Genomic DNA, 21,600 nt, shown 5'->3' on the forward strand with positions numbered 1-21,600 from the left:
GCTTGATGGATGGCGGGCAAGATGGACGTGGGCTTCATTATCCTAATACTGGCGGTGCTTGCGGCACTGGGTCATGTGGTCGGCAGGCGGAGGGCGCTGGCTCTTGCCGCGAAGAGTGGGGTCAAGCTCCATTCCCTTCCCGGTTATTATGGCCAGACCGTCGCATTGTTCACGGCCGTTCCGGCCTTTGTCGTTCTGGTCGCCTGGCTGTTTGTTCAGCCGGGGATTGTCGAGAGCCGCGTGAGTGGCATGATCCCCGACAGCGTGATCCCCGAGGGCGGTGCGCGCAGCTTGGTCATGTCTGATGTCCGCCGCATCGCGGGCGGTCTCGATGCCGTTCTGGCGCGGGACGGGCAGAGGGGAGCGGATGTTCCCATCGAAGCGCTGGACTTCAATAATATTCGCGGCCGCCTGGCGGAAGTTGGGGTGGCCTTGGGCGGCGACGTGCCGTCTGAGGTCTTCGAGGCGGCGAAGGCCTTCAGGGAGAACTCCAGGACCGGCAATCTAATGATGACGGTTGTGGTCCTCGCAGTGGCCGTTGTTCTCGGCATGCTGGCATACCGGCGGATAGAGCCTGAGCTGCGTGCGCGCAACATCAGCGAGAGTTTTGTCAAGTCGCTGCTTCTCGGGGCCTCCCTGGTCGCCATCTTGACGACGATCGGCATTGTCGGGTCGTTGATTGTCGAGACCTTTGAGTTCTTCCAGCGTTATCCGGCGCAGGATTTCTTCTTCTCCACCGTATGGAATCCCCAGTTCCGCGGAGGCTCCGATCTCGGCATTCTGCCGCTGCTATGGGGCACTTTCTATGTGTCGATCATCTCCTTGATCGTCGCCGTTCCGCTTGGCCTGCTGATCGCGGTCTATCTTTCCGAATATGCCGGACCGGCGACGCGCGGTATCGTCAAGCCTGCGATCGAGGTTCTGGCCGGCATCCCGACGATCGTCTACGGCCTCTTCGCCCTGGTCACCGTAGGTCCTTTCCTGCGCGATTGGCTGGCACAGCCGCTCGGTCTCGGCACCTCTTCGTCTTCGGTGTTGACCGCCGGCCTGGTGATGGGAATCATGATCATTCCCTTCGTCAGCTCGCTCTCCGACGACATCATCAATGCTGTGCCCCAGGCCCTTCGCGACGGTTCCTACGGACTGGGGGCCACACAGTCGGAGACTATCAGGCAGGTCGTTTTGCCGGCCGCCTTGCCCGGTATCGTGGGTGCAATCCTGCTGGCGGCAAGTCGCGCGATCGGAGAAACCATGATCGTGGTCCTTGGTGCAGGCGCTGCGGCGAAGCTTGACCTCAATCCTTTCGAGGCGATGACAACGGTCACCGTCAAGATCGTCAGTCAGCTGACGGGCGATACGGAGTTCGGAAGCCCCGAAACGCTGGTTGCATTCGCGCTTGGCTTGACCCTCTTCGTCATAACGCTTGGGCTGAACGTGCTGGCCCTTTACATCGTGCGCAAATACCGGGAGCAGTACGAATGACCGACGTGACCGTATTCGGCAACCCAGCCGTTCCCACAAAGGGAAAGTCCCTCCTTGCCCTCGATGAACGAACCCGTCGTCGCAACAATGCGGAGGCCCGGTTTCGCCTGATGGGCAAGATCGCCGTGGCGATCGGTATCGTCGCACTGATCGGCCTCCTGCTGTCCATCCTGTCGAACGGCCTCTCGTCGTTCCAGCAGACCTACATCACCCTCAACGTCAATCTCGATGCGGCCGTCCTCGACAAGGCCGGCGATCGCAAGCCGGAGAACATCGCGAAGGTCTCGACCTTCGGATATGCGCCCCTCATCGAGAAGGCGCTCCGCGACGCGATGGCGCAGAAGGGCATCGCTGTCGACGGGATGAACGCAAAGGCCGCCGCCGAACTGATCTCCAAGGAGGCCCCCGCCGATCTCCGCAGGTTCGTGCTGGCCGATCCGTCGGTGATCGGTCAGACCCATTCCTTCGATCTTCTGGCCGCCGGCCGTATCGACGGATACTACAAGGGGCGCGTGACGATGGAGAGCGCGAAGCTCGATCGCAATACGTCCCCCGAGCAGTTGATGCTGGCGGACAAGCTCAAGGAAGCGGGCATTCTGACGACCCGTTTCAACTGGAGCTTCTTCACGGCGCCGGACGCCTCCGATACCCGGCCCGAAGCGGCGGGCTTGGGGATTGCGGTCATCGGCTCCGCCTATATGATGCTGATCGTGTTCGTCCTGTCGCTGCCGATCGGCGTGGCTGCATCGATCTATCTTGAGGAATTTGCGCCGCAGAACCGCTTCACCGACCTGATCGAGGTGAACATTTCGAACCTTGCAGCGGTTCCCTCGATCGTCTTCGGCATTCTGGGCCTTGCCGTACTGATCAATTTCTTCGGTTTGCCGCAATCGGCGCCGGTCGTGGGGGGGCTTGTCCTGACCCTGATGACGTTGCCGACGATCATCATCGCCACGCGCGCCGCCCTCAAGGCCGTTCCACCGTCTATCCGCGACGCAGCGCTCGGTGTTGGCGCATCGAAGATGCAGTCCATCTTCCATCACGTTCTGCCTCTGGCGATGCCCGGCATCCTGACGGGGACGATCATCGGGCTGGCCCGAGCCCTCGGGGAGACTGCGCCTCTGTTGCTGATCGGCATGGTCGCCTTCGTGCGCGAATATCCCGCCGGTCCGCCGGATGGCTTCTTCGATCCGGCGTCGGCGCTTCCGGTTCAGGTCTATAACTGGACGCAGCGCGGCGACCCGGCATTTGTCGAACGTGCGTCCGGTGCCATCATCGTGCTTCTGGTATTCCTGATCCTGATGAACCTGGTCGCAATCATTCTTCGCCGCCGCTTCGAGCGCCGTTGGTAAAGGGGTGTGTAATGATGAATAATATCTCAACGACGATGACGACGACGCCGACGAAAGCTCCAGCCATGAATGAACCGAAGATTTCCGCCCGTAACGTGCAGGTTTATTACGGCGAAAAGCACGCCATCAAGGATGTCAATATCGATATCCGCCCTCGTTCCGTGACGGCCTTCATCGGTCCGTCGGGTTGCGGTAAATCGACGTTCCTGCGTTGCATCAACCGGATGAACGACACGATTGCCAACTGCCGTGTCGAGGGCAACATCTCGATCGACTCGGAGAACATTTACGATCCCAAGGTGGACCCGGTTCAACTGCGCGCCAAGGTCGGCATGGTGTTCCAGAAGCCGAACCCTTTCCCGAAGTCGATCTACGAGAACGTCGCCTATGGCCCGCGCATTCACGGTCTGGCGCGAAAGAAGTCGGAGCTGGATGATATCGTGTCTTCGGCCCTGCAGAAGGCAGGACTGTGGGGCGAAGTGAAGGATCGTCTCGACAGCCCGGGTACGGGCCTTTCCGGTGGCCAGCAGCAGCGCCTGTGCATTGCGCGTGCGGTTGCCGTCAGCCCGGAAGTGATCCTGATGGACGAACCCTGTTCGGCGCTCGATCCGATCGCCACCGCCAAGGTCGAAGAGTTGATCCACGAACTGCGCGAAAACTTCACGATCGTCATCGTGACGCACTCGATGCAGCAGGCGGCCCGCGTATCGCAACGCACTGCCATGTTCCATCTCGGAAATCTGGTTGAGGAGAACGATACCGACAAGATGTTCACCAATCCGGATGACCAGCGTACCCAGGACTACATCATGGGCCGTTTCGGCTGATCGCCGGTTGCGGGCCTTCCTGACAATCTGAGGATAAGACCATGTCTTCGACACATATCCTGTCTGCCTATGACGACGAACTGAAATATCTGAGCCGCCGGATTTCGGAGATGGGCGGGCTTGCGGAGCAGATGTGCGCGGATGCAGTGCGGGCACTGGTCAATTCCGATGCCGCCCTTGCCCAGAAGGTGATCTCCGACGACGTGATCCTCGACCATGCCGAGCGCGATATCGGCGACAAGGCGATCGTGACGATCGCCCGCCGCCAGCCGGTTGCGGGCGACCTGCGCGACATCGTCGGATCGCTGCGCATCGCCTCCGATCTGGAGCGGGTCGGCGACCTCGGCAAGAATACCGCCAAGCGGGTGATCGCGGTGCAGGGCACCGGCGTGCCACGCAAGCTCGCCCGCGGCATCGAGCATTTGTCGGATCTGGCGCTGACGCAGCTGAAGGAAGTGCTGGATGTCTATTCTAGCCGTTCGGCCGAGAAGGCGGAGGCGATCCGCATCCGCGACGAGGAAATCGACGCGATGTACACGTCGCTGTTCCGCGAGCTTTTGACCTACATGATGGAAGATCCGCGCAACATCACCACCTGCACGCATCTTCTGTTCTGCGCCAAGAACATTGAGCGTATCGGCGACCACGCCACCAACATCGCCGAGACGATCTACTACATGACGACCGGCGCCCAGCCGGAAGGTGAGCGTCCGAAGGACGATACGTCGAACACGCTCGGCGCGATCACGGAATAACGACGCCGAATGACGATGGAATGGTGACGGAGCTAAGACGGAATGCAGCCGAAGATCGCGGTCGTGGAGGACGAGGAGGCGCTGAGCGTGCTTCTTCGCTACAACCTTGAAGCGGAAGGTTATGAGGTGGAGACGATCCTGCGCGGGGATGAAGCCGAGATCAGGCTTCAGGAACGCACGCCGGACCTTCTGATCCTCGACTGGATGCTGCCCGGTGTTTCCGGCATCGAACTGTGCCGGCGGCTCAGGATGCGGCCGGAGACGGAGCGGCTGCCGATCATCATGCTGACGGCGCGCGGCGAGGAGAGCGAACGGGTCCGCGGGCTTGCGACCGGCGCCGACGACTATGTCGTAAAGCCGTTCTCGACGCCGGAACTGATGGCGCGGGTGAAGGCGATGCTGCGGCGCGCGCGTCCGGAAGTGCTGTCGAGCGTCCTGCGCTGCGGCGACATCGAGCTGGACCGGGAGACGCACCGGGTGCATCGCAAGAGCCGCGAAGTGCGGCTCGGCCCGACGGAGTTCCGGCTTCTGGAATTCCTGATGGCCGCGCCCGGCCGGGTCTTCTCGCGCTCGCAGCTTCTCGACGGGGTGTGGGGCCACGACATCTATGTGGATGAGCGCACCGTCGACGTGCATGTCGGACGCCTCAGGAAGGCGCTCAACTTCTCCAATATGCAGGATGTCATCCGCACCGTGCGCGGCGCCGGATACTCGATGGAAGGACACTAGGGAGAGCACCGCAATGGGAGCGCGAGTTGTCGTAGTGGTCGATGACGATGAAACGCTGCGCGAAGTGCTGCGGTTCTCCCTTGCCGACGAAGGTTTCGACGTAACCCTGCTTTCGGCGGGCTCCGAGCTGATGGAGCGGTTGGTTTCGAGCCTTCCTGATGTACTTGTGCTGGGTTCGTCCCTTCCGGAGCTGAACGGCATCGAGATATGCCGAAGACTTCGTACCGAACCAGCGACGATGCGGGTGCCCGTCGTCCTGCTTGTTCCGGCGGAAAGCGAGAGCGACAGGCTGACGGGTCTCGCTGCCGGCGCGGACGACTGCCTCGTAGAGCCATTCTCCTCCGTCGAGCTTGCCATAAGGGTGAAGAACCTTCTTCGACGCATGCATCCGAATCTTCTGAGCCATATGATCAGGGTCGGAGACCTGACCCTCGACCGCGAAGCGCACAGGGTCCACAGGCTGAAGAAGGAAGTCAGGCTCGGCCCCACCGAGTTCCGGCTTCTCGAGTTCCTGATGCGGTATCCGGGAAGGGTCTATTCGCGGACGGAGCTGAAAAGGTCGCTCTGGGGTGATGGTGCAACCGTGGACGAGCGCGCCGTGGATGTGCACATCGGCCGCCTGCGGAAGGGCATCGGCCTGGGCAAGGCTGACCAGGTGATCCGGACCGTCCGCGGAGCGGGCTACGCGCTCGGCGACGTCTGAATTTTCTCGCGATCGTTGGAAGGCCTATGCTGCTTTTTCTTTAGGGCTTCGCCGAGGGCCTCGCATCTCCTGCTTGTCGTGTCTTGTCAGGCCTGCGAACCACCGAAAGGTCCCGCTACCGGTCTTGTTGCTCTGTAGCGGGCGACGGCGATCGCTCCGAACAGGCCGACGGCTGCCGCGCCTCCCAGGATACTGATCGCGACTGCCTGGCCGACCCCCCAAGTCCCAAGCATGACGGCGAACGCAAAGGGTGCGAGCGCCGAGGAAAACTGGCGTGCGGCGGTCACCCAGCCGAGCCGGGCGCCATAACCCTGCCTTCCGAAAAGCTCCAGTGGAAGCGTTCCTCCGACGATGCTTGCAAGCCCGGATCCCAGGCCGAACAGGATGGCGAATGCGATGAGACCGGGGAGCCACGGGCTTGTCGCCATCAGGACGATTAGGGCGACGGCGAGCAGTCCCGCGGAAATCACGGCGAGCACCGTCTGTGACAAGCGTCCTCCGAAGATCATGTTCAGGAGGCGGCTGGCGACTTGCGAGGGACCGAAGAGGGTGGAGACCATGAGCCCCGCCGTGCCAAGCCCAAGCGCCGTCAGCAGCGGAACCATGTGGACGAGTACGGAGGCTAGCACGAATCCTTCCAGAGCAAAGCCCGCAAGCATCAGAATAAAGACGCCACTGAACGCGGGGCCGGTTTCAGGCCGGACGGCCGTCGTTCCGGATTGATTTGCTGATGCCCGGGGTTCGGGCGCGTCGCGGGGAAGTCTCCCGACCCACCAATGGACCGGAAGGCATACGGCGATATTCAGGATCGCGAAGACGAGATAGATCTCACGCCAGCCGAGATAGTCATGCAGTGTTGCCGTGAGCGGCCAGAAGAGCGTTGATGCGAATCCCGCGATCAGCGTCAGATGGGTTATGCTGCGCTGTGGCTTGCTGCCTCCAACCTGCACGATTGCTGCAAATGCCGTGCTGTAGAGAACGAAGCTGGAGGCGATCTCCATTGCGACGAGTGAAATACCGAACGTCGTCGCATTCGGTGATGCGGCCGCGCAGCCAAGCGAGATGGCGGCAGCAAGCGAACCAGGGACCATGAGCCGGCCGGCTCCAAATCGGTCCGCCCACTTTCCCGCTCTCGGTGCGAACAGTCCGCCAACCAGCAGCGCCACCGATAGCAGCCCGAAAAGCCTGTCTTGTTGGATGGACAAGTCTCGCGCCATGTCCGGCGCGAGAATGCTGAAGGAATAATAAAGGGTGCCGTAGCCGATGATCTGTGTTGCGCCGAGCGCCCAGATCAGGCGCGCGGGAGCTTTCCGCTCGGTCATTCTGCAGGTTCCACATTATTCCATTCCACCGTAGTGGATGTACCACAGCCACAACCAGCTTTGCCATCAGTCTTGGCCTTCATGTCGGCGATGCAGCACGCGTCGACTTCAGAAGGAGCAGGACCATCGCAGCAGCCGCCGGACGCTGCCTCTGCGAGCACTGGATTGGTTGCGCTGCAGACACCCGTTTCCGGGAGAACGAGATGCACCTCGCGGGCGGCCTTGCTGTCGCCTGCGAGCTCCGCCACGACTGAGCGGACCTGCTCGTACCCCGTCGCCATGAGGAATGTCGGGGCGCGTCCATAGGATTTCGAACCGACGATGAAGAAGCCGGGTTCCGGCTGTATCAACTCGACCACGCCATGCGGCGGCACCGTTCCGCAGGAATGCAGGTTCGGATCGATCATGGGTGCGAGAAGGCGAGGGGCCTCCACGGCCGGATCGAGATCGAGCCGGAGTTCCTTCAGGATGTCGAGATCGGGACGGAAGCCCGTGGCCACGACGATGCGGTCGACGGCAAGCCGCTCATACCGGCCGTCATGCAAAGCCTCCACGTCGAGGCGGCCGCCGTTCTCGCGGACGCGCTGGACGGCGAAGGGAGCCAGCAGCTTCACGCGGCCGCTTTCGATCGCCTCCTTCGCCGCCAGCCCGAGATCGCCGCGAGCCGGAAGCTGATCGTTCAATCCGCCGCCGAGAAGACGGTCGATTCCATTGCGGCGCAGCGCCCATGATATCGTTGTCGTCGGCGCGGTCTTCTGGACTTCGAGCAACGCCAGCACCACGTTGATGGCGGAATGGCCACTGCCGACGACGAGGATCGATGCCGCGGCATAGCCCGGCTTGCCGACGCCGGATACGTCCGGAATCCCATAGGCGATCCTGTCGCCCGCTTTGCTTTCTCCGATAACCGGAAGGCCGTCCACGCCCATCGGACTTGGGCCTCTCCATGTCCCGGACGCATCGAGGACGGCGCTGGCGAGGACAGCCTTCTCTTCACCAGAGGCATCCACATAGCGGATTACGAAAGGTGAAGCATCGCGTCCCCGGCTGGTGACTTTGTCGAGGTTCTCACGCGTCACGGCGGTCACGGTCGTACCGTAGGCGACATGTGGGCCGATTTCCGCAAGCCGGGCGAGGGGATCGAGATACCGTTCGACGATCTCCGCTCCGGTCGGCAGCTCTTCGGGATCCGGGGCAATCCAGCCAGATCGATGAAGCAGTTCGGCGGCCGAGTTCTCGATGACATAGCGCCAGGGCGAGAAGACACGCACGTGTCCCCAGGCCCGCAGCGACGTTCCCGCCGACGACCCGCTTTCCAGAACCAGTGGACGAAGGCCGCGCTTTACAAGCTGCGCTGCCGCGGCGAGACCCACGGGGCCCGCACCTATGATTGCTATGGGTAGCTTCGAAGGCATTCACCTCTCTCCTTCCATATTTCTAGTTTATTCGAAATAAATGGGCAAAAAAATCAGGCCACCGCGGCCGTCTCCACATCCTCGCATCGGCCGTCCGCACAGCACTCATCGGCCAGATAGCCGATCAGCGCCGACATTGCCTTGTAGTTTGCCCGGCAGATCAGCGTCGTTCCGTTTCGCTCCTGCGTCACCAGTCCCGCATCGATCAGCTTCCTGCAATGATGCGACAGCGTCGAAGCCGGAATCTCCAGCCGCTGCTGGAGACCGCCGACCGGGAGCCCGTCGAAGCCTGCCCGAACCAGCGTGCGGTAAATCCGCAGCCGCGTCGGGTTGCCTAGGGATTCCATTTGTGAAGATGCTATTTCGATATTCATGGAAATACTGATATCGCGCCGAGCGTCGCCCGTCAAGCACTTCTGCCGGGCGTGCTTCTTTGCAAGCTCAAGGCAGGCAAGGCCGGCGCTTCCAGGTCCATGAAGCGATCCTGATTGTTCACAATTAAGGCGGCGGTCGAATGTGCCCCGTTTTTCATCAAGCGCTTTACATTTCTGTTTTTGTATCGTAATGAATGTTTCATTCGTTTTCCGAATTATAGGTCGCTCGTGACGCTCTCTGGTTCATCCTTGCACCGACCAGCTTCGCTCGAAGATCTCGAGCGCAGGCTTCAGCTCGATCTCCTCTGGCTCAACCAGCCGCCGAAGGCCTGGCTTCCCCGGGTTGAAGTCGATGGTGCAGAGGTTCTGGACGTCGCCGTGATCGGGGCCGGTCTCTGCGGGCTGGTGACGCTGGCGGCCTTGAGGAAGGTCGGCATCGGCAATGCCCGCGCCTTCGACCGAGCACCGAAAGGGCGGGAGGGCCCCTGGATCACCTATGCACGGATGGAGACGCTGCGCACCCGCAAGGACGCCGCTGGGCCGGCGCTCGGCATCCCGTCGTTGACTTTCCGTGCGTGGTTCGAGGCGCAATATGGCGCTCAGGCCTATCTCGACATGGGCCTCATTCCGCGTCCCATGTGGATGGATTATCTCGTCTGGTATCGGCGGGTTCTCGATCTCGACGTGGTCAACGACGTCGCCCTGTCGGCGATCGGCTTTCGCGACGATGGCCTGATCGCTCTGGACTTCGACAAGGCCGGAGCGAAGGAGCAGGTGCTTGCCCGCCGCGTGGTTCTGGCGACCGGTCTTGACGGGCTCGGCGCTCCGACGCTTCCGGATGTCGCCGCGCGCGTGCCGTCGCGTTTCGTGAAGCACGGCGCCGATCTTATCGACATGGCTTCCTTGAAGGGCAAGCGCGTTTCTGTCGTCGGCGCCGGCGCATCGGCGATGGACAATGCCGCAGCTGCCCTGGAGGTGGGTGCGGCGCGCGTCGACATCTTCGTGCGCCGTGCCGATATCCCGCGCGTCGACAAGTTCACCGGGGTCGGCAGCCAGGGCATGACGCACGGTTATGCCGGCCTGCCGGATGCGGACAAGTGGACTTACATGGTTGCCGGCGAGCGGGCCCAGGTCCCGCCGCCGCGCCACAGCGTGCTGCGCGTCTCGCGCCATCCGAACGCCTTCTTCCATCTCGCAAGCCCGATAAGCGATCTCGTCGAGGCCGGCGATGGGGTGGACGTAGTGACCCCGAAGGGGCGTTACCGGACCGATCTGGTGATCTTCGCGACGGGTTTCTCGGTCGATTTCGGCAAGCGGCCGGAATTTTCCGCCCTCGCCGGCAAGATCCTGCTCTGGCGCGACGCTTATACTCCGCCCGCCGGGTGGGAGCATGAAGGTGTGGGTTCGACGCCCTATCTCGGCCCCTCTTTCGAATTTCTGCCGAAGCCCGGGCTTGATCCCAGTCTTGCCGCCTCGGTCTCGCGGATCGCCTGCTTCGCCTATCCGGCGGTTCCCTCGCACGGAAAGATCACCAGCGGGATACCTTCGATCAGCGATGGCGCGGCGCGCCTGGCGACGGGTCTCGCACGGTCACTCTTCGTGGAGGACCGGACCTACCATCTCGACCGCTTTCTCGCATTCGATACGCCGGAACTTCTGGGCGACGAATGGACGGATGCCGATATTGACGAGGATATGAGCATTGCCAATGGATGAACGACGTCCGGAGCTTCAGATTTTCTACGGCATCTCGTCGCCATGGGCCTATTTCGGCGCCCAAAGGGCAGTTGCGATTGCCCGTGAGAATGAGGCAGGCGTGCGGCTCAGGCCGATCCGCATCATCGAGGCGAATGGCGGCATCCCACTTCGCAAGCGTCCCGATGCACGCCAGCTCTATCACGAGGTCGAACTGCGCCGCTGGCGGGACTATCTCGGCATGCCGCTTAACCTGAAGCCGAAATTCTACCCCTGCCGTACGATCGAGCCCGCCGCGCAGGCGGTGATCGCGATCCAGAAGGCGGGCCTCGACGCGATTTCCTTCTCGTTCGCCGTGCAGCGGGCGCTTTGGGCCGAGGACCGCGACATCGCCGACCTCTCCACCCTCCGCGATATCGCGCGGGCAACGGCCGGCGGGACCGCGGCAGGGCTCGTCGCCGATCCGCAGCCGGATGATATCGTCGCGGAGTGGCACGGCAATCTCGCGGAGGCCGAGCGGCTTGGTGTCTTCGGGACGCCGACCTACGTCCTCGGCAAGGAACTCTTCTGGGGGCAGGATCGCCTGGAATTCGTCGACCGCGCCCTGAAGGCCGGCAAGACCACTGAAATGCGCAAGGAAACGGCGTGATGACCGACGCAAGAAAACTGCATGATGACGCAATCATCGTGGATGGCCTCCAGACCTGCCAGTGGAGCCGGTCAATCTTTGAGGAAATGCGCGCCGGAGGCCTGACGGCCGTCAACGTCTCCTCCCTTCTCTGGGAGAATTTCCGCGAAGGGATCGGTTACGTTTCCGAATGGAAGCGCTTCCTGCGCGAGAACGGCGACATCATCCGACCGGTCCGCACCGTTGCCGATATCCATACCGCCAAGGCGGAAGGCAAGACCGGCATCATCATCGGCTGGCAAAACACCTCGCCTTTGGAAGACAGGCTCGACTACGTGGAGATCTTCAAGGATCTCGGCGTCGGCATCATGCAGCTCACCTACAATACCCAGAACTATTCCGGCGCGGGTTACCTGGAGGAGGTCGACAGCGGGCTCACCGGCTTCGGCAGGGAGGTGGTGGCGGAAATGAACCGCGTCGGCGTGCTCTGCGACCTGAGCCATGTGGGCGACAAGACCAGCGCCGACGTCATCGCCTATTCGAAGCAGCCGGTCTGCATCTCGCATATCCTGCCGCGGGCGCTACGGGACGTCAAACGCAACAAGCCGGACGAACTGTTCGTCGCCTGCGCCGAAAAGGGCGGCCTGATCGGCGTCAGCCTGTTCGCGCCGGGCCTTGCGGCTGGCAACGACGCGACGGTGGAGGACTACCTGGATGCCATGTCTTACGTGATCGACCTCGTCGGCGAGGACCATGTCGGGATCGGCACGGATTTTTCGCTCGACCGGCCGCGCCCAGGTCCCTGGCTGCTTTGGGCCAACAAGGACAAGGGCACCGCGCGCACGCTGACCGAATTCGGCTCGGTCAAGATATCGAAGCCGAAGGGAATCCAGCGGATGACCGAGATGCCGAACCTGACGGCCCGGATGCTGGCGCGCGGCTGGAGCGAGGAACTGGTGCTCAAGCTTCTCGGCAGGAACTGGCTGCGCGTGCTCGACGCGGCCTGGACGCCGATGGCCTGATCTTCTCCGGCATAGCCTGTCGGTAGCAAGAAATTGCCTCGGCTTATCGAGCGGGAGACCGCGGTTGCGGGCTCAGGGAACTGCATGGGGATATAAGAACACACGCCATGCCTAAAACTGGAGAGACGGACATGACGATACGCATGCAAAACGGAATTTCGCGGATGTTCCTCCGCGCCGGCATTCTTGCCGCCGGCCTTGCCGCATTTGCCGGCGCGGCCCAGGCTCAGGATGCCTCGATTAAGGGAACGGTGAACGTCGTCGGTTTTTCCGGCGTTTTCGCCGACAACTACCAGAAGTTCATCATCGCTGCCTTCAAGGAGAAATATCCCGGCATCGAAGTGACGTATCAGCAGAGCAAGAATTCCGCAGAGACGCTCGCCCTTTTGACGCTTCAGCAGGCCGATCCGAAGATCGATGTAGCCCTGATCGACGTTTCGGTCGCCATCAAGGCGAACAAGAGCGGCATTTTCGCCAAGCTCGATCCGGCCAAGGTCCCGAGCCTTGCCGAAATGCCGGACTGGGCCCGCCTAGACGGCGACAAGGCGGTCGCCTTCTCTCAGGACAATCTGGCGATCCTCTACAATACCGACAGCGTGAAGCAGCCGCCGACGAGCTGGAACGACCTGACCGATCCGAAATACAAGGGCAGGATCGCCGCAAAGCTCGGCGATACGCGCGGCGTCATCCTGCTGCCGATCCTCGACAAGCTGAAGGGCGCCGACTACAAGGACACCGTCGATCCGGCGATCGACATGCTCAAGGAAATCGCGCCTAACGTCTCGACCTGGGAGCCGGCGCCGGATTGCTACGCCGTCGTCCAGAGCGGCGAGGTGGACCTTTCCATCTGCTGGAACGGCCGCGCGCAATACCTGCACGACACGCAGGGCGGCAAGATTGCTGTTGCCGCGCCGAAGGAAGGCTCGATCGGCCAGACCAATACGATCGGTCTCGTCGAAAACTCCAAGAATGCCGAGGCGGCACAGCTCTTCATCAACTATGCGCTGGGCACCGAGGCACAGGCGACCTTCGCCGAGAAGAGCTTCTATGGACCGGTCAATACCAAGGTGACCCTGCCGGACGCGGTTGCCGCACGCATCTACGGCTCCAAGGAGGCCCAGGCCGCCCAGATGTCGCTCGACTGGAACTTTGTCGCGGAGAAATATTCCGCCTGGATCCAGCGCATCAACCGCGAAGTCATCGCGCTCAACTGATCTGTCTTGAGGGAACTGGCCGTCATGGCTGATCATCACGTCATCATCGAAAATCTCGTGAAGACCTATCCAGGCGCCCAGAAGCCTTCCGTGGATCACGTCAGCTTCTCGCTGCCGCGCGGCGAGATGCTGGCCCTGCTCGGGCCTTCCGGCTGCGGCAAGACGACGATCCTGCGCATGATCGCCGGCCTGATCGTCCCGAGTTCGGGCGCGATCAGGCTCGACGGCAGGGACGTTTCCTCCATTCCCGTCTACAAGCGGAACATGGGCATGGTCTTCCAGGCCTATGCCCTGTTTCCCCACATGACGGTCGCGGAGAACATCTCTTTCGGCCTGGAAATGCGCAAGGTCGGCAGGGCCGAACGCGAGGAGCGCGTCAGGAAGGCGCTCGATCTCGTCAAGCTCGCCGGTTTTGGCGAGCGCAAGGTCAGCCAGCTTTCCGGTGGCCAGCAGCAGCGCGCGGCGATCGCCCGTTCGCTGGTGATCGAGCCGGAACTCCTGTTGCTCGACGAGCCGCTATCGAACCTCGATGCGAAACTGCGCGATGAGATGCGCGATGAAATCCGCGACATCCAGGCACGCACCGGCGTGACCGCCATCTTCGTCACCCACGACCAGGACGAGGCGCTTTCGATGGCCGACCGCCTGGCCGTGATGTCGGCAGGCAGGCTGGAGCAGATCGGAACCCCGCGCGAAATCTTCGACCGGCCGCAGACCGATTTCGTCGCCTCCTTCATCGGTGCCGGAACCTTTTTCGAAGGCAAGGTCGCCGGGCCGGGCGTGGCGGCCGTCGACGGCCTCCCGCCGCTTCGTTTCGTCGGTGAAGCCGCTGTCGGATCGCCGGTCAGGCTGATGGTCCGGCCCCATCGCTTGCTCCTCGCAGGAGAGGACGGCCAGCCGAACAGCTTTACCGGCACCGTCGAGCACATCGTCTATCGCGGTCAGATCCTGACGCTGAGCGTGCGCTGCGGCAGCCGCCTGCTGCAGGCCGACCTGCCGACGCATGCGGGTGTCCTTCCGCAGAAGGGCGATCAGGTCACCCTGACCGTTGCGCCCGAAGACGTGACCCTCATCGGTCGGGAGGCTGCATGAGCGCCGCCGTGACAGCGCCTGCAGGCGGCGCGCCGGCCGCCTCGCGGGGCATCCTCCTGATGCTGCTTCTGCCCGGCCTCGTCGCGCTGGTCATCACCTTCCTCCTGCCGCTCCTCTGGCTGTTCCGCGCCTCCTTCGCCTCTTCGGCAGTGGGGGCGCTGAGCGGCGGCGACTGGACATCGGAAGCTTATACAACCGTTCTGTTCGATCCGTTCTACTGGCGGGTGGCCTGGAATACGCTGGTTCTCGGCTTCAATGTCGCGATCTTCGCCGTGATCCTGTCCTATCCGATCGCGCTTTTCCTGGCCCGGACGCAAAGCCGCTTCCGGGGCGTGCTGACGGCGCTCGCGGTGGCACCTCTGCTGACGTCGTCGGTCGTGCGGACCTACGGCTGGATGGTGATCCTCGGAGACCGGGGCGTCATCAACAGCACGCTGCAGGCGCTGTCGCTGACCGATGGCGTCATCCGTCTCACCAACAACAGCTTCGGCGCCACCGTCGCGCTGATCGAAATCCTGATGCCCTATGCGATCCTCGCCATGCTCAGCGGCTTCGGCCGGTTGAACGTCCAACTGGAGGAGGCGGCCGCGATGCTTGGCGCCAACCGGCTCAAGGTGTTCACGCGCATCGTCCTGCCGCTCAGCCTGCCCGGCGTGCTGACGGCGGCGCTCCTCGTCTTCGTGCTGGCGATCTCCTCCTTCGTGACGCCTCGGCTGATGGGGGGAGGGCGCGTCTTCGTCCTCGGCACGGAAGTCTTCAACGAGGCGACGGTGACGCTCAACTGGCCGCTGGCAGCGGCACTCTCGGTCATGCTGCTCGTGCTGTTCAGCAGCATCATCCTTCTCTACCAGCGTGCGCTGCGCGCGCTCGAAGTGTGAGGCCGGCCATGCAGAACACCTCAATCCTCGGTCGTGTCGCCTGGAACACGCTGATCACGCTGCTTTATTTTTTCCTGCTGGCGCCGATCATCATCGTCTTCATCATCTCTTTCGACACGCGCCAGTATCTCGCTTTTCCACCGGAAAGCTTGTCGTTCGGCTCCTATGTGAAAGTGTTCGAGAACGTGAAGTTCATCTCGGCGTTCTGGCGGAGCCTGGCGATCGGCGCGATTGTCGGCATCGTATCGGTTTCGGCCGGCATGCTCCTGTCGCTGTCGCTGGTGCGCTACACGTTCCGCGGCAAGGCGGTGGTGAATTTCCTCATCCTCGCGCCCTTCCTCGTGCCGCATATCGTGCTGGCGGTCGGCATCATGCTGGTGATCGCGCCGATCGGCCTGCTCGACAGCTATCCCGGCATCGTGCTTGCCCATCTCGGCATCACGATCCCTTACACGGTACGGACGATTACCATGAGCCTGATGGCCGTCGACACGCGTGTGGAAGAGGCCGCACTGGTGCACGGGGCGTCTCCGGCCATGGTCTTCTGGCGCATCACCCTGCCGCTGGTGCGTCCCGGCCTGATCGCCGGCGCCGTGATCGCCTTCCTGATCTCCTTCGACGAGGCGACGATTTCGCTGTTCATCGTCTCGGTCAAGGCGTCCACGCTGCCGACCGAAATTTATCACTATCTCGAATATTCCACCGATCCGCAGATCGCCGCCCTTTCCGTCATTTTGATCCTGATCTCCATCGGCGTCGTGGTCGCGGTCGAAAGATTGGTCGGCCTGCGCAGGGCAATATGAGGTCGGCATGACAATCGTCGAAACAACGGGCGGTCCCGTCGAGGGGTTTCGGGAAAACGGATATCACGTCTTTCTCGGGGTTCCCTATGCCGCGCCGATCACGCCGGAGCGGCGCTTTGCGGCGCCGCAGCCGGTGCCCCGGTGGTCGGGCATGCGCTCCGCCAAGACACTCAGCGCAGTCTGTCCGCAGATCCCGACCTACGGTCCCGTAGGCAAGGCGGCCGCATCGAAACTGGAGTTCGGCACGGACTTCCTGACGGTCAATATCCGGACGCCGTCGGTAACCGGTTCCGCTCCGGTACTCGTCTGGATCCATGGCGGCGGCTATGCCGTCGGTTCGGCGAACGAGGCCGTTCTGCAAAGCGGCGCCTTTGCGGCCAGTGGCATCGTCGAGGTCACCGTCAACTACCGGCTGGGCGCGCTCGGCTTCCTGCATCTGAACGACGGTTCGCCGGACAACCGCGGCCTGCTCGACCAGATCGCCGCGCTTCAGTGGGTTCGCGACAATATCAAAGCCTTCGGCGGTGACCCGAGGCGTGTCACCTTCGCTGGCCGTTCCGCCGGTGGCTTCGCGATTGCTGCGGTCATGGCCATGCCGGCTGCGCATGGTCTCTTCGCCAGGGCGATGCCGCAAAGCGGAGCGAGCACCGGCATTTCCACGATGGACGATGCGCAGAAGCTCAATCGTCGCATGCTCGACTATCTGCAGGTGACGGAAGCCGAGCTGCACGACATGCCCTTCGAGACCCTGCTCGTTGCGCAGCGCGACCTCTGCAACGAATCCTACGAGCGGCATGACTTCGAGCGGGACGGCTCGGCGTCGATGCTGGGTGTCCCTTTCGTCCCGGTCATCGACGGCATCTCGCTTCCGCGACACCCGGAAGCCGCCGCAGCGGATGGCGAAATCATCGCCGTGCCGATGATGATCGGCTGCACGACCGGCGAATACGTGACCCATGCGACGGCACAGCCGGACATGGATTTCGAGATCGCCGCAAGCCTGCTGCACGAACGCGTGCGGCCGATGGGCCTGACCGGAGCCGGGATCGTCGAGCGCTATCGGCGTGCGTTGCCGGATCATTCTCCGCGCGGTATCTGGCGCGCCGTCGGGGGCGATCTGGTCTTCCAGAACCCGGCGACGCGCTTCGCCCGGCTGCATGCGGTCCACCAGCCCGTCTACAAATACCTCTACGGGCCGATCGGGACAGACGAACTTGGAGCGCCGCACGGCGCCGAAGTCGGCGAGGTTTGGTACCGGCGCGGCATGGATGCCAGCCACCTGCCGGCGCGCCAAGCCGTCACGCGGCCGGATTTCGCGGCGGCTGTTCACGAGGTCTGGGTTTCCTTCATGCGCGACGAGATGCCGAAGTCGCCGGCCGGCGACTGGCCTCGCTATTCTGCCTCGCAGCCAGAGGTGCTGCATATGGATAGCGGGGATTTTCGCGTCATCGCCGACCCCTTCGATGGGCGCACCGCGCTCTGGAGCAAGGCGAGCGCGTGAAAAGGATCGCGCGACCGTTCACACCGATAAGCGCCCGCTCTGAACCGGGCTGGTCTGCCAAGGGTAAGATGGCTATACCAACCACGTCGAAGAATGCTGGAATGTCGCTCGTAAGGGTGAAGACGGGAAACCCTATGCCTCCGGAATATCTTGATACGCGGCAATTGGAGGCCTTCGTGGCCGTGATGTCCATCGGCAGTATGACGGGTGCTGCCAAGGCGCTTGGAAAATCCCAGCCGGTGGTGACGAGGCTCATTCAGGAACTGGAACAGGAGCTGGGTTTTCCGGTGCTGCATCGCAACGGGCCGCGGATCGCCCCGACCGAGCAGGGGGTCGCCTTTTTCTCCCAGGCAGAACTGTTCCTCAGCGGGCTGCGCACCATCAGCGAAAGGGCCCGGCAGATCGAGACTGCTCAGGCGAAGGCGGTGGAACTTGCATCGATCCCGGCGATCGCCGCGAGTGTGATCCCGCTGGCGTTACAGGAGTTGCCAAAGGAACTCTTTCCCGAACATGTCCATGTGCAGAGCATCGCTTCGGAAAATGTCGTCCAGGCGGTTCTGGCGCGGACGGCCGATGTGGGCGTCGCCAGCCTGCCGCTCGACAATCCGGGTATCGACGTCCACTGGATCGGGGAGGTGCCATGCGTGGCCATCGTGGCCGCTGGCGACGACCTGGCGGGGAAGGACATGCTGCAACCGGCCGATCTGCACGGCCGCCGCTTGATCGCCTCGGCAAATCCGTACCGGCTGCGGATGCGTATCGACCGCGCATTTGCCGAGCATGGCATCGAGCCTGGCGGCGTCATCGACAGCAACGCCACCTATGTCTCGCTTTCACTGGCCCGCGCGGGGCTTGGAGTGGCGATCGTCGAGTCGGTCACTCTGAGCGGCTTGCCGATCAAGGACGTCTCCGTCATCCCCCTGAGCTTCCATGTCCCGTTCCATTGGGGCGTGATCACGGCGACGGGACTTCCGCTGTCGGCGACCGTCCGGCGATTGATCGATGCGATCGAGCACCAGGCATCGAAGCTGACCAGCTTTATCAAGCACGACAGCCTGCCAAGCATATAGGCGTGATGATAACTGTCGCCAGACGGTGACATTTGGCCTTGAGACGAACGCTGGATGCTTGGGCGTAACCGGTATCGCTGCGCCCGGCACGTCCGTTTGAACGCGTCGAGCGATCGTGGAGGCCTTCGAAAGCGGCGCCTGCTCGAACATCGAATCCCGAAAGCACATTTTTTAGGCGGGATTTTCTATTGCCTCAAACCTCATTATGCATTAAATGAATTGACATAGATCAATGTTGCAATTTGCGCATTATGGGTTGGCGATGGAAATCAAGCAGCTCGAAGTCTTTCTGGCGGTCATGTCGGCGGGCAGCATCACCGCCGCGGCGCGCCTTTTGGACCGTTCGCAATCCCAGGTGACTCGGCTTGTCCAGGAGCTGGAGGCTTCGGTCGGGTTTCCGCTCTTCGAACGGAATGGCCCGCGCATCACGCCCACGTCCAAGGCGATCGCCTTCCATGCCGATGCTGAACGTTTCCTGACCGGGATCGGCCAGCTCCAGGAGCGGGCGAAGACGATTGCGTCCGCAGAACTTGCTCCAATCGAGATCGCCGCGATCCCGGCTTTCGCCAGCGGTCTCCTTCCCCTGGCGCTGGCCGAGATGCCGGAAAGCCTGCTTCCCCGGAACATTCATCTGCGCAGCATTTCGGCCGAGGCTGCGGTCCAGTCCGTGCTTGCCCGCACGGCGGATCTCTGTGTTGCATCCCTGCCGGTCGAGCATCCCGGTCTTGAAGTGCATGGCCTCTTCCAGTCGCCTTGCGTGGCGGCGGTCGCGGTGGATGATCCTCTGGCCGCCAAGCAGACGATTTCCATGGATGATTTCGCCGATCGCTGCCTGATCACCATGGCGAACCCCTTCCGTCTGCGCCGCCGCGTCAACCAGGCGCTTGAGGTTGCCGGTGTCCGGCCGTCGCGCATCGTTGACACCAATGCGGCGCTCAATGCGTTGCAGCTCGCATCGACCGGTTTCGGCATCGCGATCGTTGAGCCCGCCACCGCCTATGGCGTTGAGTTGAAGAATGTCGAAATCCGCCCCCTGGACATGAACGTCCCGTTTCTCTGGGGGATTTTCTCGGCGGCTTCCAGGCCGCTTCCGGATGGCGTCCTTGAGCTCATCCAGTTGATCATCAGGATTTCAGCCGCCCGCATGCCCGGTTTCATCGCGCATGATCCGGGCCATATCGAACGCGTTGCCGATGCCACGTTCGGCGCCGGCCAACATGCACAGGAGCATTGATCTTGAACGTCCAAGCCAAGCAGCCGGCGACGGGTCTGGCAGGCCTCGAAAGCAGACTGGCCGACGACCTTTCGCTCCTCGAGCTTCCTCCCAAGGAGTGGGTGCCGGCGACCGAATACGACGGCAAGCGTATCTATGACGCCGTCGTCATCGGCGCCGGCATGTGCGGGCTCGTGGCGACCGCGTCGCTGAAGATGCTCGGTATCCACAACGTCGTCTGCCTTGACCGGGCTCCGCGGGGGCTCGAAGGGCCATGGGTCACGTTCGCCCGCATGGAGACGCTCCGCTCGCCTAAGCAACTGACGGGGCCGGCCCTCGGCCTGCCGTCGCTGACCTTCCGCGCCTGGTATGTGGCACAGTTCGGCCAGGACGCCTGGGAGGCGCTTGGCAAGATACCGAAAAAACAATGGATGGACTACCTGGTCTGGTATCGCAAGGTGCTTGACCTGCCGGTTCGAAATCGCATCGCCGTCACCGGCATGGCGCCGGTCAATGACGACCTGATCGCACTTGAAGCGACCGATTTGGCAAGCGGAAGGGATGAGCGGCTATACGCACGACATGTCGTGCTTGCGACCGGCCGCGACGGCCTCGGCGGCGGCTACGTGCCGGACTTCGTGCACCACGTGGACCGCAGGTTCTGGGCGCATTCGGCCGATGACATCGATTTTGCGGCCCTGAAGGGAAAGCGCGTCGCCGTGATCGGTGCCGGTGCCTCGGCCATGGACAATGCTGCCACCGCCCTCGAAGCAGGGGCCGCCGGCGTCGACATGATCATCCGCCGCAAGGAGATGCCGCGCATCAACAAGTTCACCGGCATTTCCAGCCAGGGCGTCGTGCAGGGCTTTGCGGGCTTGAGTGACGATTGGAAGTGGAAGTTCATGGACTATGTGCTGGGCGCCCAGACGCCGCCGCCGCGGGACTCCACGCTCCGGGTCTCCCGTCATCCGAACGGCCGTTTCTTTCTGGCGACCGGGGTGCGCGGCCTGCGTGAAAAGGGAGACGGGGTGATTGTCGAGACCAGTCGCGGCGACTTGGAGTACGACTTCGTCATCTTCGCGACAGGCTTCCGGGTGGATCTCGATGCGCGGCCGGAACTTCATCACTTCGCGCCCTTCATCCGGTTCTGGCAGGATAGCTACGCGCCCGCCGAGGGCATGGAGAACGGTGAACTCGCGACTTCGCCCTATCTCGGTCCCGACTTCGAATTCCTCGAAAAGGTGCCGGGAAGCTGCCCCTCGCTGCGCCTCGTCCATTGCTTCAATTACCCGGCATCGCTCAGCCACGGAAAGCTGTCGGGCGACATCCCGGCCGTCAGTGATGGCGGACGCCGGCTGGCGCGAGGCATCGCCCGCAACCTCTTCGTCGCTGATCGCGAAACCCATTTCGCCAATCTGGTGGCATACGAGACGCCGGAATTGCTTGGCGACGAGTGGACCGATTCCGCCGCGATGCTCGACGATCTCGAAAAGGGTGCAGCGGAATGAGAGATACGGTTCTTGCC

General features: G+C 62.6%; 20 protein-coding genes. 17 read left to right on the forward strand and 3 right to left on the reverse strand.

The window, feature by feature from the left end; translation table 11 throughout:
- Nucleotides 1-21 precede the first annotated feature (21 nt).
- The 6 genes from pstC to J2046_RS13460 are packed head-to-tail and all read left to right on the forward strand — an operon-like array spanning nucleotide 22 to nucleotide 5,848.
- Nucleotides 22-1,482, forward strand: a complete 1,461-nt coding sequence (gene pstC / locus J2046_RS13435) for a phosphate ABC transporter permease subunit PstC (protein WP_210052534.1) — start codon at nucleotides 22-24, stop codon at nucleotides 1,480-1,482.
- Nucleotides 1,479-2,834, forward strand: a complete 1,356-nt coding sequence (gene pstA / locus J2046_RS13440) for a phosphate ABC transporter permease PstA (RefSeq protein WP_210052536.1) — start codon at nucleotides 1,479-1,481, stop codon at nucleotides 2,832-2,834. The genes pstC and pstA overlap by 4 nt, the downstream gene beginning before the upstream one ends.
- Before the next feature lie 35 nt (nucleotides 2,835-2,869).
- Nucleotides 2,870-3,661 (forward strand): phosphate ABC transporter ATP-binding protein PstB, encoded by a 792-nt coding sequence (gene pstB, locus J2046_RS13445; RefSeq protein ID WP_233469771.1) that lies wholly within the window; start codon nucleotides 2,870-2,872, stop codon nucleotides 3,659-3,661.
- A gap of 41 nt (nucleotides 3,662-3,702) precedes the next feature.
- Nucleotides 3,703-4,416 carry a phosphate signaling complex protein PhoU gene (phoU, locus tag J2046_RS13450; protein ID WP_037150036.1) on the forward strand — a complete coding sequence of 238 codons (714 nt, stop codon included), beginning with the start codon at nucleotides 3,703-3,705 and terminating at the stop codon, nucleotides 4,414-4,416.
- 42 nt (nucleotides 4,417-4,458) lie between these two features.
- Nucleotides 4,459-5,145 carry a phosphate regulon transcriptional regulator PhoB gene (gene phoB, locus J2046_RS13455; protein ID WP_037150033.1) on the forward strand — a complete coding sequence of 229 codons (687 nt, stop codon included), beginning with the start codon at nucleotides 4,459-4,461 and terminating at the stop codon, nucleotides 5,143-5,145.
- 13 nt (nucleotides 5,146-5,158) lie between these two features.
- The gene (locus J2046_RS13460) at nucleotides 5,159-5,848 is read left to right on the forward strand and encodes a winged helix-turn-helix domain-containing protein (protein ID WP_210052540.1); all 690 of its coding nucleotides are present in this window, start codon (nucleotides 5,159-5,161) and stop codon (nucleotides 5,846-5,848) included.
- A gap of 86 nt (nucleotides 5,849-5,934) precedes the next feature.
- Here J2046_RS13460 and arsK read toward each other — a convergent pair whose 3' ends face one another.
- From arsK to J2046_RS13475, 3 genes are read right to left on the reverse strand one after another with little or no spacing between them, the layout of a single operon-like run.
- Nucleotides 5,935-7,170: an arsenite efflux MFS transporter ArsK gene (gene arsK / locus J2046_RS13465; RefSeq protein WP_210052542.1), complete on the reverse strand. Its 1,236-nt coding sequence runs from the start codon at nucleotides 7,168-7,170 to the stop codon at nucleotides 5,935-5,937.
- Nucleotides 7,167-8,585 carry an FAD-dependent oxidoreductase gene (locus tag J2046_RS13470; RefSeq protein ID WP_210052544.1) on the reverse strand — a complete coding sequence of 473 codons (1,419 nt, stop codon included), beginning with the start codon at nucleotides 8,583-8,585 and terminating at the stop codon, nucleotides 7,167-7,169. Before J2046_RS13470 ends, arsK begins: the two co-directional genes overlap by 4 nt.
- A gap of 53 nt (nucleotides 8,586-8,638) precedes the next feature.
- On the reverse strand, nucleotides 8,639-8,959 hold the full coding sequence (locus J2046_RS13475) for an ArsR/SmtB family transcription factor (protein ID WP_210052546.1): 321 nt from the start codon (nucleotides 8,957-8,959) through the stop codon (nucleotides 8,639-8,641).
- A gap of 249 nt (nucleotides 8,960-9,208) precedes the next feature.
- Here J2046_RS13475 and J2046_RS13480 point away from each other — a divergent pair, with 249 nt between their 5' ends.
- The 11 genes from J2046_RS13480 to J2046_RS13530 all read left to right on the forward strand — a co-directional run bounded on the left by J2046_RS13480 (nucleotide 9,209) and on the right by J2046_RS13530 (nucleotide 21,583).
- Nucleotides 9,209-10,675: a SidA/IucD/PvdA family monooxygenase gene (locus J2046_RS13480; RefSeq protein ID WP_233469746.1), complete on the forward strand. Its 1,467-nt coding sequence runs from the start codon at nucleotides 9,209-9,211 to the stop codon at nucleotides 10,673-10,675.
- Nucleotides 10,668-11,303, forward strand: a complete 636-nt coding sequence (locus tag J2046_RS13485; RefSeq protein ID WP_210052549.1) for a 2-hydroxychromene-2-carboxylate isomerase — start codon at nucleotides 10,668-10,670, stop codon at nucleotides 11,301-11,303. The genes J2046_RS13480 and J2046_RS13485 overlap by 8 nt, the downstream gene beginning before the upstream one ends.
- A complete protein-coding gene (locus J2046_RS13490) occupies nucleotides 11,303-12,304 on the forward strand; it encodes a dipeptidase (RefSeq protein WP_210052552.1) in 1,002 nt (333 codons plus the stop codon). Before J2046_RS13485 ends, J2046_RS13490 begins: the two co-directional genes overlap by 1 nt.
- Before the next feature lie 131 nt (nucleotides 12,305-12,435).
- Complete coding sequence (locus J2046_RS13495) at nucleotides 12,436-13,518, forward strand: ABC transporter substrate-binding protein (RefSeq protein ID WP_152601106.1); 1,083 nt, start codon at nucleotides 12,436-12,438, stop codon at nucleotides 13,516-13,518.
- Nucleotides 13,519-13,542: 24 nt separating this feature from the next.
- Nucleotides 13,543-14,610, forward strand: a complete 1,068-nt coding sequence (locus J2046_RS13500; protein ID WP_210052554.1) for an ABC transporter ATP-binding protein — start codon at nucleotides 13,543-13,545, stop codon at nucleotides 14,608-14,610.
- A complete protein-coding gene (locus J2046_RS13505; RefSeq protein WP_052182820.1) occupies nucleotides 14,607-15,488 on the forward strand; it encodes an ABC transporter permease in 882 nt (293 codons plus the stop codon). Before J2046_RS13500 ends, J2046_RS13505 begins: the two co-directional genes overlap by 4 nt.
- Before the next feature lie 8 nt (nucleotides 15,489-15,496).
- Nucleotides 15,497-16,291: an ABC transporter permease gene (locus J2046_RS13510; RefSeq protein ID WP_210052556.1), complete on the forward strand. Its 795-nt coding sequence runs from the start codon at nucleotides 15,497-15,499 to the stop codon at nucleotides 16,289-16,291.
- Between the two features lie 7 nt (nucleotides 16,292-16,298).
- The gene (locus tag J2046_RS13515) at nucleotides 16,299-17,792 is read left to right on the forward strand and encodes a carboxylesterase/lipase family protein (RefSeq protein ID WP_210052558.1); all 1,494 of its coding nucleotides are present in this window, start codon (nucleotides 16,299-16,301) and stop codon (nucleotides 17,790-17,792) included.
- A gap of 185 nt (nucleotides 17,793-17,977) precedes the next feature.
- Nucleotides 17,978-18,862 carry a LysR substrate-binding domain-containing protein gene (locus J2046_RS13520; protein ID WP_233469772.1) on the forward strand — a complete coding sequence of 295 codons (885 nt, stop codon included), beginning with the start codon at nucleotides 17,978-17,980 and terminating at the stop codon, nucleotides 18,860-18,862.
- Nucleotides 18,863-19,124: 262 nt separating this feature from the next.
- Complete coding sequence (locus tag J2046_RS13525) at nucleotides 19,125-20,096, forward strand: LysR family transcriptional regulator (RefSeq protein ID WP_210052561.1); 972 nt, start codon at nucleotides 19,125-19,127, stop codon at nucleotides 20,094-20,096.
- Nucleotides 20,096-21,583, forward strand: a complete 1,488-nt coding sequence (locus J2046_RS13530) for an NAD(P)-binding domain-containing protein (RefSeq protein WP_411828501.1) — start codon at nucleotides 20,096-20,098, stop codon at nucleotides 21,581-21,583. The genes J2046_RS13525 and J2046_RS13530 overlap by 1 nt, the downstream gene beginning before the upstream one ends.
- Nucleotides 21,584-21,600 lie beyond the last annotated feature (17 nt).

Source organism: Neorhizobium petrolearium (assembly GCF_017873175.1).
GTDB lineage: Bacteria > Pseudomonadota > Alphaproteobacteria > Rhizobiales > Rhizobiaceae > Neorhizobium > Neorhizobium petrolearium.

Coding starts and splice junctions, on each gene's coding strand:
- pstC (WP_210052534.1), top strand. CDS start 22: ATGGACGTGGGCTTCATTATCCTAATACTGGCGGTGCTTGCGGCACTG.
- pstA (WP_210052536.1), top strand. CDS start 1,479: ATGACCGACGTGACCGTATTCGGCAACCCAGCCGTTCCCACAAAGGGA.
- phoU (WP_037150036.1), top strand. CDS start 3,703: ATGTCTTCGACACATATCCTGTCTGCCTATGACGACGAACTGAAATAT.
- J2046_RS13475 (WP_210052546.1), bottom strand. CDS start 8,959: ATGAATATCGAAATAGCATCTTCACAAATGGAATCCCTAGGCAACCCG.
- J2046_RS13500 (WP_210052554.1), top strand. CDS start 13,543: ATGGCTGATCATCACGTCATCATCGAAAATCTCGTGAAGACCTATCCA.
- J2046_RS13460 (WP_210052540.1), top strand. CDS start 5,159: ATGGGAGCGCGAGTTGTCGTAGTGGTCGATGACGATGAAACGCTGCGC.
- J2046_RS13490 (WP_210052552.1), top strand. CDS start 11,303: ATGACCGACGCAAGAAAACTGCATGATGACGCAATCATCGTGGATGGC.
- J2046_RS13515 (WP_210052558.1), top strand. CDS start 16,299: ATGACAATCGTCGAAACAACGGGCGGTCCCGTCGAGGGGTTTCGGGAA.
- phoB (WP_037150033.1), top strand. CDS start 4,459: ATGCAGCCGAAGATCGCGGTCGTGGAGGACGAGGAGGCGCTGAGCGTG.
- J2046_RS13495 (WP_152601106.1), top strand. CDS start 12,436: ATGACGATACGCATGCAAAACGGAATTTCGCGGATGTTCCTCCGCGCC.
- J2046_RS13510 (WP_210052556.1), top strand. CDS start 15,497: ATGCAGAACACCTCAATCCTCGGTCGTGTCGCCTGGAACACGCTGATC.
- J2046_RS13525 (WP_210052561.1), top strand. CDS start 19,125: ATGGAAATCAAGCAGCTCGAAGTCTTTCTGGCGGTCATGTCGGCGGGC.
- arsK (WP_210052542.1), bottom strand. CDS start 7,170: ATGACCGAGCGGAAAGCTCCCGCGCGCCTGATCTGGGCGCTCGGCGCA.
- J2046_RS13505 (WP_052182820.1), top strand. CDS start 14,607: ATGAGCGCCGCCGTGACAGCGCCTGCAGGCGGCGCGCCGGCCGCCTCG.
- J2046_RS13470 (WP_210052544.1), bottom strand. CDS start 8,585: ATGCCTTCGAAGCTACCCATAGCAATCATAGGTGCGGGCCCCGTGGGT.
- J2046_RS13520 (WP_233469772.1), top strand. CDS start 17,978: ATGTCCATCGGCAGTATGACGGGTGCTGCCAAGGCGCTTGGAAAATCC.
- pstB (WP_233469771.1), top strand. CDS start 2,870: ATGACGACGACGCCGACGAAAGCTCCAGCCATGAATGAACCGAAGATT.
- J2046_RS13485 (WP_210052549.1), top strand. CDS start 10,668: ATGGATGAACGACGTCCGGAGCTTCAGATTTTCTACGGCATCTCGTCG.